14 protein-coding genes and 2 pseudogenes are annotated in these 12,232 nt (G+C 67.7%); 8 read left to right on the top strand and 8 right to left on the bottom strand.

The genetic code is table 11. From position 1 onward, the window contains the following. Positions 1 to 182 (bottom strand): annotated as a pseudogene (locus tag ACZ3H8_RS40020) (group II intron reverse transcriptase/maturase); the annotation flags it as partial. A 209-nt stretch (positions 183 to 391) separates the two neighbouring features. Between ACZ3H8_RS40020 and ACZ3H8_RS40015 the strand changes: the two are divergent. Then, the gene (locus ACZ3H8_RS40015; protein ID WP_467410169.1) at positions 392 to 1,594 is read left to right on the top strand and encodes an IS110 family RNA-guided transposase; all 1,203 of its coding nucleotides are present in this window, start codon (positions 392 to 394) and stop codon (positions 1,592 to 1,594) included. A gap of 145 nt (positions 1,595 to 1,739) precedes the next feature. Next, the gene (locus ACZ3H8_RS40010) at positions 1,740 to 2,276 is read left to right on the top strand and encodes a hypothetical protein (protein ID WP_467410168.1); all 537 of its coding nucleotides are present in this window, start codon (positions 1,740 to 1,742) and stop codon (positions 2,274 to 2,276) included. Between the two features lie 644 nt (positions 2,277 to 2,920). Here the strand turns inward: ACZ3H8_RS40010 and ACZ3H8_RS40005 are convergent. Both ACZ3H8_RS40005 and ACZ3H8_RS40000 read right to left on the bottom strand, forming a co-directional pair. Next, on the bottom strand, positions 2,921 to 4,456 hold the full coding sequence (locus ACZ3H8_RS40005) for an FtsX-like permease family protein (protein WP_467410173.1): 1,536 nt from the start codon (positions 4,454 to 4,456) through the stop codon (positions 2,921 to 2,923). Between the two features lie 5 nt (positions 4,457 to 4,461). Then, positions 4,462 to 4,641: a hypothetical protein gene (locus ACZ3H8_RS40000; protein WP_467410175.1), complete on the bottom strand. Its 180-nt coding sequence runs from the start codon at positions 4,639 to 4,641 to the stop codon at positions 4,462 to 4,464. Positions 4,642 to 4,948: 307 nt separating this feature from the next. Here ACZ3H8_RS40000 and ACZ3H8_RS39995 point away from each other — a divergent pair, with 307 nt between their 5' ends. The 3 genes from ACZ3H8_RS39995 (at position 4,949) to ACZ3H8_RS39985 (ending at position 7,283) form a co-directional block, all read left to right on the top strand. After that, positions 4,949 to 5,398 carry a sigma-70 family RNA polymerase sigma factor gene (locus tag ACZ3H8_RS39995; RefSeq protein ID WP_467410166.1) on the top strand — a complete coding sequence of 150 codons (450 nt, stop codon included), beginning with the start codon at positions 4,949 to 4,951 and terminating at the stop codon, positions 5,396 to 5,398. Positions 5,399 to 6,143: 745 nt separating this feature from the next. Further along, positions 6,144 to 6,575: a subtilase-type protease inhibitor gene (locus ACZ3H8_RS39990; RefSeq protein ID WP_467410165.1), complete on the top strand. Its 432-nt coding sequence runs from the start codon at positions 6,144 to 6,146 to the stop codon at positions 6,573 to 6,575. 132 nt (positions 6,576 to 6,707) lie between these two features. Then, a complete protein-coding gene (locus tag ACZ3H8_RS39985; protein WP_467410172.1) occupies positions 6,708 to 7,283 on the top strand; it encodes an AMIN-like domain-containing (lipo)protein in 576 nt (191 codons plus the stop codon). Between the two features lie 511 nt (positions 7,284 to 7,794). On the opposite strand, the gene ACZ3H8_RS39980 is transcribed toward ACZ3H8_RS39985, so the two are convergent. After that, on the bottom strand, positions 7,795 to 8,292 hold the full coding sequence (locus ACZ3H8_RS39980; RefSeq protein ID WP_467410163.1) for a hypothetical protein: 498 nt from the start codon (positions 8,290 to 8,292) through the stop codon (positions 7,795 to 7,797). A 130-nt stretch (positions 8,293 to 8,422) separates the two neighbouring features. Here ACZ3H8_RS39980 and ACZ3H8_RS39975 point away from each other — a divergent pair, with 130 nt between their 5' ends. Next, positions 8,423 to 8,746 (top strand): hypothetical protein, encoded by a 324-nt coding sequence (locus ACZ3H8_RS39975; protein WP_467410161.1) that lies wholly within the window; start codon positions 8,423 to 8,425, stop codon positions 8,744 to 8,746. A 145-nt stretch (positions 8,747 to 8,891) separates the two neighbouring features. Here the strand turns inward: ACZ3H8_RS39975 and ACZ3H8_RS39970 are convergent, their stop codons facing one another. After that, entirely contained in the window at positions 8,892 to 9,014 is a 123-nt protein-coding gene (locus ACZ3H8_RS39970; protein WP_467410159.1) for a hypothetical protein, read from the bottom strand. A 108-nt stretch (positions 9,015 to 9,122) separates the two neighbouring features. Between ACZ3H8_RS39970 and ACZ3H8_RS39965 the strand changes: the two genes are divergently transcribed. Further along, entirely contained in the window at positions 9,123 to 9,482 is a 360-nt protein-coding gene (locus ACZ3H8_RS39965) for a hypothetical protein (protein ID WP_467410158.1), read from the top strand. Positions 9,483 to 9,847: 365 nt separating this feature from the next. Here the strand turns inward: ACZ3H8_RS39965 and ACZ3H8_RS39960 are convergent, their stop codons facing one another. Continuing rightward, positions 9,848 to 9,991 carry a hypothetical protein gene (locus ACZ3H8_RS39960; RefSeq protein ID WP_467410155.1) on the bottom strand — a complete coding sequence of 48 codons (144 nt, stop codon included), beginning with the start codon at positions 9,989 to 9,991 and terminating at the stop codon, positions 9,848 to 9,850. 223 nt (positions 9,992 to 10,214) lie between these two features. Here ACZ3H8_RS39960 and ACZ3H8_RS39955 point away from each other — a divergent pair. Further along, positions 10,215 to 10,481, top strand: a pseudogene (locus ACZ3H8_RS39955) (transposase); the annotation flags it as partial. Between the two features lie 754 nt (positions 10,482 to 11,235). On the opposite strand, the gene ACZ3H8_RS39950 reads toward ACZ3H8_RS39955, so the two are convergent. Beyond that, positions 11,236 to 11,478: a hypothetical protein gene (locus ACZ3H8_RS39950; RefSeq protein ID WP_467410154.1), complete on the bottom strand. Its 243-nt coding sequence runs from the start codon at positions 11,476 to 11,478 to the stop codon at positions 11,236 to 11,238. Positions 11,479 to 11,624: 146 nt separating this feature from the next. Continuing rightward, positions 11,625 to 12,232: hypothetical protein (locus ACZ3H8_RS39945; RefSeq protein WP_467410152.1), on the bottom strand; the 608-nt coding region annotated here is incomplete at its 5' end.

Below are 12,232 nucleotides of genomic sequence, written 5' to 3'. Positions count from 1 at the left end.
ATCCCCAGACGGCGCAGCTTGCCACCCGACTTGGGGATCATCCGCTCCCGCACCGGCATGGGCTGGAAACTGCGGTCCTTGATCTGCGACCGCAGCGCGTCGAGGAACTCCTCGACCCCGACCCACAGCGCAATGGACGACGCAGTGCGTCCGTCCCCATTACCTTCTTGGTGGCCCCGCAATGGGGCGCCCGGCCTCCGGAGTTGGCATGACTTTGTCCCCCTGTTGAACGCATGGCCTGGGGGGTGGTGTCACCGGCTCCGGAGGCACTGACAGACCGCTGATTAGGGGCATGACCACCGGCTTCTTCGCAGGTCGGGAGGCTCTTCGTAATGTGGATGTGGCGATCGGTGCCGTGGGACGGCCGGGCGGGAACAATCAGAGGACGCACGTGATCGACGTCAGCGAGATCGGCGCCTTCCTCGGCTTGGACGTCGGCAAGGGCGAACACCACGCCACCGCCATCACTCCAACCGGGAAGAAGGCGTTCGACAAGCGGTTACCCAACAGCGAACCCAAGCTCCGTGAGGTCTTCGGCAAGCTGCAGGCCAAGCACGGGACCGTGCTCGTCGTGGTCGACCAGCCGGCCTCCATCGGAGCCCTGCCGCTCGCGGTGGCAAGGGACATGGGCTGCCCGGTCGCCTATCTGCCCGGGCTGACGATGCGGCGGATCGCCGATCTCTATCCCGGCGAGGCCAAGACCGATGCCCGTGACGCCTTCGTCATCGCGGACGCGGCCCGCGTCATGCCGCACACGCTCCGTTCGGTCGAGCTCGAAGACGAAACCGTAGCCACGCTGGAGATGATCGTCGGGTTCGACGACGACCTGGCCGGCGAAGCCACCCGCGTCTCCAACCGCCTGCGAGGCCTGCTCACGCAGATCCACCCGCACCTGGAGCGTGTCCTTGGCCCGCGCATCCAGCACCCGGCCGTGCTCACCCTGCTGGAGCGATTCGGCTCGCCGGCCCAGATCCGCAAGGCCGGTCGACGACGACTGATCAGCTTGATGCGGCCAAAGGCACCGCGGATGGCCGAGCGCCTGGTCGAAGACATCTTCACCGCGCTCGACGAACAGACCGTGGTCGTTCCCGGCACCGACGCGGCAGCGTTGATCGTCCCGAGCCTGGCCGGCTCGCTGACCGCCGTCCTTGACCAGCGCAAAGTGCTGGCCGGACGGATCGAGGAACTGCTGGAGGCCCACCCTCTTTCGAAGGTCCTGACCTCGATGCCGGGGATCGGCGTCAGGACCGGAGCGAGGATCCTCATCGACGTCGGCGACGGCAGCAGTTTCCCGTCCGCCGCCCACCTCGCCGCCTACGCGGGCCTCGCCCCGGCGACCCGGAGTTCGGGTTCATCGATCCGCGGTGAACAACCATCCCGGCGAGGAAACAAGCAGCTCAAACGCGCCTTCTTCCTGTCCGCATTCGCGGCCCTGGCCGACCCGGCCTCCAGGACCTACTACGACAAGAAGATCAGCCAGGGCAAGCACCACACCCAAGCCCTCCTCTGCCTCGCACGCCGCAGAGCCGACGTGCTCTTCGCGATGCTCCGCGACGGCACCTTCTACGAACCCCAACCCGCCCCTTCAGCTTGACCAAACCCATAGGGCCACCCCCCGGACCTGGCCACTGTCCCGCCACAACAGCATCTCCATCTCCACCGCCCCTGGAGACGGCGACACCTGGTCGACCACCCTTGTCACCTCCGACCGCGACCAGGAGCTGCGCCCGCTGAGCCGTGTGGACGTGTGGAACCGCGTGCTCGCCCTGTACCCCCACGCCGCCCACTGGAACGAAGGCATCCCGCTGACCGAGGTGAATGTGGTGGGCGGCACCCACAACAGCCAGCGTCGCCTGGTCGCCGACGGGCAGCCGGTCGCCACCGGGATTGTGGCGATCGGCGACGCGCGGATGACCACCAACCCGCAGTTCGGCGCGGGCATCACGACCGGTCTGCGCCACGCGGTACGGCTGCGTGACGTGCTGCGCCTGCTCGGCACGGACGATGCCGTCGAACTCGCCCTGAGCGTCGATCGTGAGATCGACGCGGAGTTCGGGTCCTCGTGGCAGGACGACGCCGCCTGGAACCGGCACCGCATCGCCGAAATGCGCGGCGAGCGCTACGAGACGGACGACCCGGGCTGGGCGCTGCGCTCCATGGTCGAAGCCGTCCTCCTGGAGGACGGTGACATCCTGCGCGCCTGGGGCGACGTCGGTTCCCTGCTCACCTCCGCCGACGAGGCCTTTGTAAAGAGCGGCCTGTGGAGCGGGTGGTGACACTCGGCGCCGATGCGCCCCGCTACATGGACAGGGCGATGGACAGAACCTGTCAGCGTGACGCGGCCCATGCGGCCCATGCGGCCCGAACGCCGATCGGCAGATGCCGGCACCGGTGGTATCTGGTGGTGCTGCCACTGCCGAGCCGCGTCGACAACCAGCACATCGGACAGGGACGTGATGTCAGCACTCCAGGGCTCCGGCGCCCCCCGGTCCCACCTCAATGGCGAACGGGAGCGCACGATCTATGCCGGCGTGCTCGGCCTGGTACGGGACGTCGGTTTCGAGGCGCTGACCGTGGACTTGGTCGGTGCCCGCAGCCGGTTTCGGATGGGACATACTGACGTGCCTCAGTGCCGTGCGGAATCCTGCAACGCCGGGGAATTCAGCGGCTGGTGCAGGAAACCTGCGGCACATGGTGTACCTGCCGACCGCGGCCGCAGGCATCGGTGGGCGAGCGACGTCTGACGGGGAGAGCAGTCTCGCTCCGCTTCGGTCACCTGCTCTGTCTGCCGCAACAGGTGACCGGAACCCACTGCCGGGCCTGGCTTCGAAGTGCGCGGGTAGGTCCCGTTCCGGTGTACTTCCGGGGCCGGGCCCGGTACCCGGAGGCACCGGGACGGGTCCGCCACGCGTCCGGGCTCTCAGGCGGTGCGCAACTCGCCGGCACGCGTGCTCATCCGCAGGAAGAGCAGGGCGACCAGTGTGATGACCACGGTTGCGGTGATCGCCGTTCCGGCGAGGAGTAACACCTGGTCCCACGGTGTGTGCACGGTGACGGGGACTTTCTCTGCGCTGACCTGGACGCTGTGTGCCTGGGAGTACGCCGGGTCCTCGCACTTAGAGGCGCTGTCACCCGGCAGCGGTGAGCAGCGCCAGGTCTGCATGTCCATGGTGTCGTTCGCGTCGGGGACGGCGAAGCGGGGCAGCAGAACGCCCGCCAGTACCGCGAGGCCCACTGCCGGGGCGACCGGAGCGAGCGTCTGCCAGCCAATCGCGCGGGCCAGGATCCCGCGCGGCGTTCCCGTGGCGATCAGCGAGGCGAGAGCGCGCCGCTGGGCGAGGACCGTGTCGGCGAGCGCCACGAGGAGTCCGGCGGCAGCGATCATCAGGGCCACCAGTGAGGCGTAGCCGACGAGTTCGTACGCCCGCTCGTACAGGCCTGTGGCCGCAGGCTTGTACGGCTCACCGACCAGCGCGGCGAAGCGGCGGGTGTTCTCCTGCTGTGCCGAGACGGATGCCAACGTCAGCGCGGCGAGGCCTGCTGCGGCCGAGCCGATGACCAGCGCGACGAGCATGGCGGAGAACGTGCGGCTGCCCGACCAGGGATCGGCCGTCATACGCCGGCCGGCGAGCAGCCCGGCGGGCTTGCGGGCGTAGCGCTGGAGGAGACGGCCGATGGTGTGTGTGATCCAGCCTGTGCCGGTGACGACGCCGGTGCCGACGGCGAGGACGCCGATGAGGATCAGTCCTCCGGTGACGAGCATCGGCGTGTCGTTGGTCTGCGGGTGGCGGGTGAAGTAGGAGTGCACCGGTTCGACCAGTGCGCAGGCGCCGAGCCCGGTCAGGATGAGCACGCCGGGCGTGATGCGGGGCCTGGCGCGCCGGGTCCTGCGAACCACGCCGAGGGGGGTGAGGGCCGCCCTGCGCAGGGTGAGCACGGTCAGCGCGGCGACGATCAGCGACACGCCCAGGGCGATGCCGGCCATGGCGGCGGTGTGCGGCAGCACGTCGGTGCGCAGTGGGCGACGGCCCTGAGCGTCGGGGGCGTCGAGCAGAGCGCGTCCGATGAGGAACACCGCGAAGCCCGACGCGACTCCGGGGACGGACGCGAGTCCCGTCTCCACCGCCACGATCCGCACGACCTGACGTGGCGTCGCCCCGGCCATCCGGATCGCGGCCAGCCGGTGCTCGCGCGCGGGCGCCCCGAGCCGGCTGCACTGCGCGACCAGGGTCAGTGCCGGAACGGTCAGCAGCACCATCGCGAGCGCGACACCCGGTCGTAGTCCGCTCCCGTTGAGCAGGTCGTTGGTGTAGCGCTCCGCCCGGGAGGGGGGTATTGCGGTCACCGTGGCGGCGCAGAGCAGCGACAGCGTGCCGAGCACCGCGCTGATCGCGGTCAGGACGATGCGCACGCGGTCCGAGCTGCTGCCCGCCACCGACAGGCGCAGCGCGGTCATGGGGCTCACCGGGAGGTCTCCGTCAGGCTGGAGTGTCCGGCGTCTGCGGTGTGCAGCGGGCCGTCATCGCTGTCCAGCATGCCGTCGCGCAGGCGGATTTCGCGATCCGCGTAGGCGGCAACCGTCGCGTCGTGGGTGACCAGCATGACGCTGGTGCCCTGGGTGCGGGCGGCGCGTCCGAACACCTACAAGATCACCCTCCCCGATGCCTTGACATCGCCAACAGGCCCTTAACTTCGTGGCATTGGATGATCCATGTGTGGCAACAGCCGTCGTCCGACGCCCCGGCCGGGCAGACCTCGTCCGGGCCGAGGATCCACGATGGCTGCTCGCCGATCGGGCGCCCGCTGATCTCCGCGGCCCCCCGGCGGGCGATGGGGCGGACCAGTGCCGGCGACAAGAATTCGGCAAGGAACGTCCAAGTCCGTCCTACCACTGTGAATCCGCCCTCGCGTCTTACCCGGGGCACGCCACAACGAACCTGATCGATGGATGAGGACGCCACAAGATGAGGCGGACCACGGACGCCGTGCCAAGCACCGTCGGTATGAGGCCGCGGTCCGTGCCTGGAAGCATGCGTCCGCACTGAACATGAACGTGGCCGAGGCGCGGCCGTGGTTGTACACGGTCGTGAAGAACCTGGTCATCGACCAGCATCGCGCGCGAAAGGTCCGCCCCGCGGAGACCATGTCGCTCGAACTCCTTGACATCTCCGTGGCGGACGGGACGGAACGCCTGCTCACGCCCCAGGTCGTCATCGAGGCTCTGGGTGAAGTGACCGATCAGCACCGCGAGATCATCAAACTCATGTACTACCTGGAGTGCAGCGTGGCCCAGGTTTCGGCACACCTCGGCATTCCACCCGGCACGGTCAAGTCCCGTTCCTACTACGCGCTGCGGGCCCTGCGGAAGGTGCTGGAAGACCGGGGTGTCACCGGCTGAACCTGTCTTCGGGCGCGGCGCGCTCCGGCGCGGACCGATCGGCACCCGCCTCCCATCGCGCCCCGTCTTGTGCGCCGGCCGCTGCGCGCTCGGCTTCCAGCCATGCCGGCCGCCCCGGCCGGGGCGGTACCAGGTTCAGGCCCATTTGTCGCGGTCGCGCTCCCGTGCAGGCCTGGTGACCGGATCGACCAGGCCCGCCACTGCCAGCGCGCCGACACGGCGTCACCGCGTTGCCGCTACACCTCGATTTCCGGTAACGGCGTCTCTGCTCACGATCAGGTCGCCGCTCTTCGCCGGCCGTCCGCACGGGTTGCGGCTCGAGACGGAGTCGAGGGCCGCGCATCGGGTCCCTTCCGCGTCGCTTCTCGGACCGGATCTCACCATGGCGCTCGACCACCCTTTTCTGCAGGGCCGGTTGGTTCAACGGCGTGACAAGCGCATTGCAATGAAGCCTGCTTCACCCTTCCGATGTTCAATGAGCCACGCCGGTCATTGACTGGGAGCGGACCGTTCCGGCCGAATGCGATCCGGGGTGATTCGGCCGTCGCGCCCGGCACGGACGCACGCGGGTCGACGGTCGCCAGGGAAGTTCTCTTTCCGCGCCGTTGCGTCCTGGCCACTGATTGAACGCGCAAGGTATCTGAAACGCATGGGGTGCGCGTGCCGTTGCTGCGAGCGCTAGGCAAACTCGAGAACGCCGATCGGTTCCCGCACAATTCAGCACAGCCAGGAAAGGATGCGCACCATGCGGAAGACCACTCGATGGACTGCGGCCGGCGTTCTCGTCGCAGGAGCGATGCTGGGATCGACGGCCGGTACCGCGCACGCCGAGCCCTCCTCGCTCTACGCGCCCTCGGCGCTGGTCCTGACCACGGCACACGGAGAGAACGCCGCCACCGCGACTCCGGAACGCGCCGTGACCCTCACCTGTACGCCCGACGCGACCGGCACGCACCCGGCCGCCGAGGACGCCTGCGCCGCCCTCACCCAGGTGAACGGCGACTTCAGCAGCCTGGCGGAGATCAGCCGTGGCCAGCCCCGTTTCTGCACCAAGGAGTACGACCCCGTCACCATCACCGCGCAGGGGGTATGGGACGGCAAGCGCGTGACCTACGAGCACACCTTCTCCAATGAGTGCATCAAGAATGCCGAAGGGTCGGGCGTCTTCGAATTCTGAGGGCATCCGGGTGCAGCGGCTCAAGGGCATCGATCGGTGGTTTCGGCCACCATCGGTGTCCATGCCGATGGCATTCGGGTGTATGCCTATGCGTACGGGTACGTAACCGATAACGGAAAGTGGGAGCAGGCTGTGCAGCGTTTATGGGCAGTGAGTGCGGCGCTGGTGCTCGCGGGAGCGGGCTTGACAGGCGCGGCGGTGCCGTCGGGCGCCGCGATGCCGGGCAGGGGGGCGACGGCATCCGCCTCCGCATGCTCGACCGCGTGGGGTAGCGGCGTGAAGTCGGCCGCTGAGGCCGGTGCTGTGCCGCTGAGGAACGTAACGGTGAGCCGGGGCGTGTGCTTCGACCGCATGGTCTTCGATGTCACGGGCGCGTCGGGCAAGGTGGGCCATCACGTCGGTTATGTCGAGGCGTTCCGTCAGGACGGCTCGGGTGACCCGATACCTGTGCGCGGGGGTGCCGTTCTGCAGATCCTCGTCTCGGCTCCCAGCTATGACCCGCTGACGCTTCGCCCGACGTATGCCGGCAGGGCCGGCAAGCCGTTGCCCGGCGTGGAAGTTGCCGGGTTCAGGACGTTCCGGGACGCCAGGTTCGGGGCGAGCTTCGAAGGACAGACGCAGGTGGGGCTCGGTGTGAGGGCACGGCTGCCGTTCCGGGTGCTCCAGTCCGGCGACAAGCTGATCGTGGACGTCGCCCATACGTGGTGATCCGCGCCCCCGGGCGCCGCACCTGTGCTGGACGCACCTGGCCCGGATCATGCGACACGCGAACCGGTGACGGTCCAAGGCGCGATTCCCGGCCGGCCCGTCGCGGCCGGCCGGGAATCCCCGGAGTCGTGTCATGTCGCTCCGTCGGCCCCGGAGCCGATGCTGGCTCTCGCTGTCCCGCAGCTGCCCGGACCGGCTGCGCTGCCCGGTCAAGTCGTCCACCATGGTCCTGCGCGACTCCGCGGGCAGCGTCTTCGGAGGTCAGTGCCGCGCGCTTCGCGCAGATCCTCGGCAGTTGATGCCCATCCCGGCTCCGGGGGAGTGGCGTGCTGGCCCGGGGGCCGGTTGAGGACATGAGCGGTGAACCGGTCGGTCAACGGCGGTACCAGCCGCGTCGTTTACCGGCGTGCCATGCGCGTCGGGTTGGCGGCCTCGGGCGTGAACAGCAGCAGGATGAGGGGTGATTCCGCTCCGATCGACAGGCACGGCAGCCCGTTCACGTCTCCGCCCGTCATGATGCGATCTGTCGGGCGGCGGGCTCGCCGGCCGCTCGGGAGGCGGCGAGCAGGACGGCGCCCAATTGCACCGCGACCAGCTTGCGGATCTCGATCGAAGGGCCCGGGGAGTCGGCCTCGGCTTCCCTGAACCAGCGGTCGAACCGCTCTGTGAGCAGGTGGTGCTGTTCGCGGACGGCCGGTGTCGGGTTGCCCGCGGCGATCTCGGCGTCGAGCATGCGCAGGAACACGCCAAGCAGGCGGAGCCGCAGCAGATGCACCGCCTGACGGCTGTCGAACTCCTCGGCGACCGTGGCCTGCCGGTACAGGCCGGCAGGCGCTTCTGCCTGCTCGGCGAGCCTGCGGAAGGTCTCGAGCGTGGCCTCGGTCGAGCGGCGGAACGGCGACCTCACGGTGAGGGCACCCGAGACGGCGCCAAGGGCCGCTTGGAGCGTCTCGACGCTCTTCGAGCATGTTCCGCTGTGGCCCGTGGCCACCGCGTACCGCTTGAGCACCTGGTGGTGGCGCCTTCGCAATCGCCGCAGGCATGCGAACACCGAAGACCCGTGGACCATCACCGGCCACGACCACGCCGACGGCTACGGCGACGAACCTCCGTTCTGATCCCGACCACAGGGAGACCCGATGCGTTTTCTGATCACCAACGATGCCCACGAGGTCCTGGCGGAGGTACACGTACCCGCCGACGACATTGAGACCATAGCCATCGAGCGAGCAGACCGGCCCGAACTCCTCATCGCAGAAGCCGACCCTCAGGGGGACGGCACTGTGACCGTGGGGCACTGGCTCAAGGCGGAGGACTGGGAGCCCTGTCTGCGGACCGCCGGGGTCCCCCTGTCCCCGGACGTCGAGATGACTCCTGCCAAGGCTCCCGGCCCGCCCTCGCGGCCGCGACGCCGCCCTCGTCCCCCGCGCCCCGCCCGGGCCACACTGTGCCGCCTCACCTGACCCAACATCCCACCCATCACCGACAGGGCCCCGCTTCGGCGGGGCCCTGTCGGTGCGTGCTCCCTCCCGGTTCTGCCGAGGCGCTGTTGCGCCGCTAACCGACAGCGTCAGCAGAGTCCTCCACACACACCCGATCAGACGCCCGTCAGGAGGAGTACGGGCCGAAGCGCCCCCAGGGCACCACGACCGCCAGCGTCAGCAGGACGACGTTGACCGTGATCATCTGGAACAGGCTCTTTCCCAGCTGTTGCTTTACAACATCGCCCAAAGTCGGCAGGCCCGTTCGTCGGGCGGGAACTTCAGCCGCACACCGGTCGTCTTCCTGTACCGGCGGCCTCCCCTCCGTGGCAGGCCGGAGCTTCGCGGAGGTCGAGTGATGCCCAAAACGCCCGCGGGCAGAATCGTGTACTGGTCGGAGCGACTGGTCGAAGAGGTGATCGATTCCAACGGCATTCGTGTCGACCCCCGTCTCAAGTCGGTCGTCAAGGTCGGTGCCGGTGCTACGGGAGTCGAACTGAGCGGTCACGAACGCAGCAAGGTGACTCGCTTCGAGATCACGAAGAAGGTCTCGAAGAAGCTGGGCAACGAGCTCGTCTCCGATCTCGGCACTCCCGGACCTCTCCATTTCGTGCAGGGACAGGGACGGGCCGATGTCACCGAGTTCCAGCGGTGGGGTCCCGTGACGGAGCACAGTCTCTGTCAAGAGACGTGCCTGGTGCATGTCCGGACAACCTGACGGGATATACCGCACCAGAGGACCAGGTCACGGGGTGGACGTCGTCCGCCGCTCCCGCGATCGAGGAACTCGTCGCCACCCGGGGAGCGAGGATCCCCCGTTTCTACGACGACGAGTCCGTCGCGGTCGAGGCGCTGAAAGTCGCGCTGTATCAAGGCACACACGCGAACCTGTCCGACCACCCGGGGCGCCCAGAGACCCGCGCTTACGCCATCGCGGGCATCGAGTCCTGTCAGTACGCGGCCGTCGTCTACAAAGGACGTCACGCTCACCCCGGGCCGGTGGGATTTCCGGCACGAGCCGGAGATGAACGGCGCCGAGCGAATCCTCGTGGGCGCCCCGCTGTGGCTGCGGGCCACCGGCCCCTAGGAGATGCCCCGTAGGCCGAAGCCCGCGATGGAGGCGCGAGCTTGCTCGACCCAGCGGGCGGCCTTGCGGCGGTCGTGGCGCCGTGCGTGCGCCTTGAGTTCACGCAGCGCGCCACTCACCGACGCCTTGTCCCCACGCATGCCGTGGAACATGACCGGTGCGGACAGCGCCCGCAGGTAACGCTCTTATAAATCAAGCCCTCAGGCGTTCGCATTCGATGTCACCCCCTACGCTGCCCTAACCTCGGGCTTTCATGAAGAGCGTTGTCCGGCAGGTGATCGAAAAAACAGAAAATACCTCTGACCTGCGACGATAGGACTTGCTGAGGGTCCTGTACGTGGCAGTGAAAGAGGCACTTCCCAGCTGAAGAAGAGTAGCGGGTCGTACCCGCGTGTCCGGGTCGAGGGCGGTGGCCGCGGGGTGCTCTCGCAGGCCGGCGGGGTACTGATGGTCGAGACGGTCCGTAAGTCCGGCCTGGACCATGCGATATCGGCGGCCCTGGCGCCGTGGTGCAAACTTCGGGCCGTGCACGATCCGGGCAAGGTCCTGCTCGACATCGCGCTCGAGACAGCTCTGGGCGGCGACTGCCTCGCCGACGTGGCGTGCGTGCGGAGCCCGAAGGCCGTGGGTTCGCGTTTTCCGAAGGGGGCTCGAAGCCGAACCGACGGATGGTGTAGCCGTAACCGTACCCGGGCGGCCCCGGGTTTGCCCGGGTGCACTGAACTTGAGGTGTCAGTGCCTGAGGTCCGCGCCGCCCTGCTCGATCTGGTCGTGCAGCTCGGACAGCTGCTGCGCCAGCGGGGGCAGACCGCCCGCGCGCGTGCCTGTTTGTGATCCCGGATTCCTGCGTAGCTGGGACGCCGTGTGGGGTGTGCGGGAGTGCAAGACGTCGATGCCTGGGATGCGGCAACCGATTGCGGCCGGAGGCACGGTCCGACGCTCTGTCAGCCAGCTGGTCCCTTCCCTGTGGGCCGGTAGACCACCACAGGGCACACTGAGCACGCCGCCTGCCCATCCTGGGCGAACCAGCGGCACTCCGCCCGGACGGCGCACCGGGGTAGTTCGGTTGCCAGGTCGATCGCCTGTTCGTGTGCGGCGTTCACTAGTCGGCCGATGAGTCCGCACCGCTGACCACTCCAGTGCTCACATGACTCCTGAACGCATGTGTCGGCGAAACGGAACCGTGATTCGGGATCGCCCATCTGTCGGGCCGTGCTGGCGAACCGCTCGTCGACGGGGACAGCAGGACGGAGGTAGCCGAGACGCCCGTCCCCTCCGAGGACACCGATCAGCACTGCGCCCTCGTGACAGGTAGAGCTCGGGCACACGCGCGCCGCCTGTGAACGACCGACAGCCGACGCCTGCGCACCCGCCTGGGAGCCGGTCATTGAGCCTCTTTGGGACTCACCCGGATGCCCTGTGTGCCCCCGTGCCCCCCGATCCTGGAGGCGGTGAACCCTTCGTTGAGGAGATCGACACTCCTGCCGCCCTTCAGCAGGTCCACCGACGCGATCTCGTGCAGTACGGCCCTGCGCACGGCGCCATCGATTCGCTGCACCATCTCGTCAGAAAGCTCCAGGCCGTCGATCTCGACACGGAACTCCTGCCGCCGGTTATCCGAAGCCATAAGATTCCTCCGTAATCTCTTTCACCGTTTCTTACACGCGCACAGTGCGCTGCAGCGCCTCTACTTCCCGCCCAGCGACGGCGAATCTGACGGTGAAAACCATCGCAGCTTCATCGCCGAGCGACCAATTATCTGATCTCAGACGACTAAGCTACGGGCGTGCCGCCATCCGGTTTGGTGTCCTTGCAGCAGGCGTATTTGTCCTGCTTGTAGTCATGGCGCACCAAGAGCTCTTCTTCACAATTGGGGCATACAGCGGTAAGCGGCGGATTGACGCGAAGGACATGAGCGTCCTCAAGCGCGAGGGCCGCTGCCACCGCCTCCCGCCCATGCTCGCGGATTCCTTGCTGCACGAACTCAAGAGTTCCGTATGCTTGTCCGCATGGACACTCGATGCGGTTGGAGTAGGCAGATCCCGAGAGCTTGATGCCAAGTTCAGACTCGATCCTGGACTTTTCTTCGCGCGTGACCGCTTCCATGCCGGTTGCTTTGATTCGACTCGCGGTCCAATACCATGCATTAATGGCCGCGAACTGGGCACGGGAAAGGTAGAAAGTGGCGGTTCTGCCGCTCATGATTGCATTCTGCACCGTGGCCACGATGGTGCTGTCGTCAGCTGAGATGACGACCTTACCGTCTCGAACGACGGATTCGATCGCAGGCAATGATGACGCATCCACAGTGCACCTCTCTAAAGGATCACATGAAGGCTCGGCCATGCTTCCGTGCCGCAGTTGCCTGACTCCTCCTTGAG

It is taken from the genome of Streptomyces sp. NPDC002868 (assembly GCF_055563295.1).
This window is presented reverse-complemented; position numbering and strand designations above follow the sequence as displayed.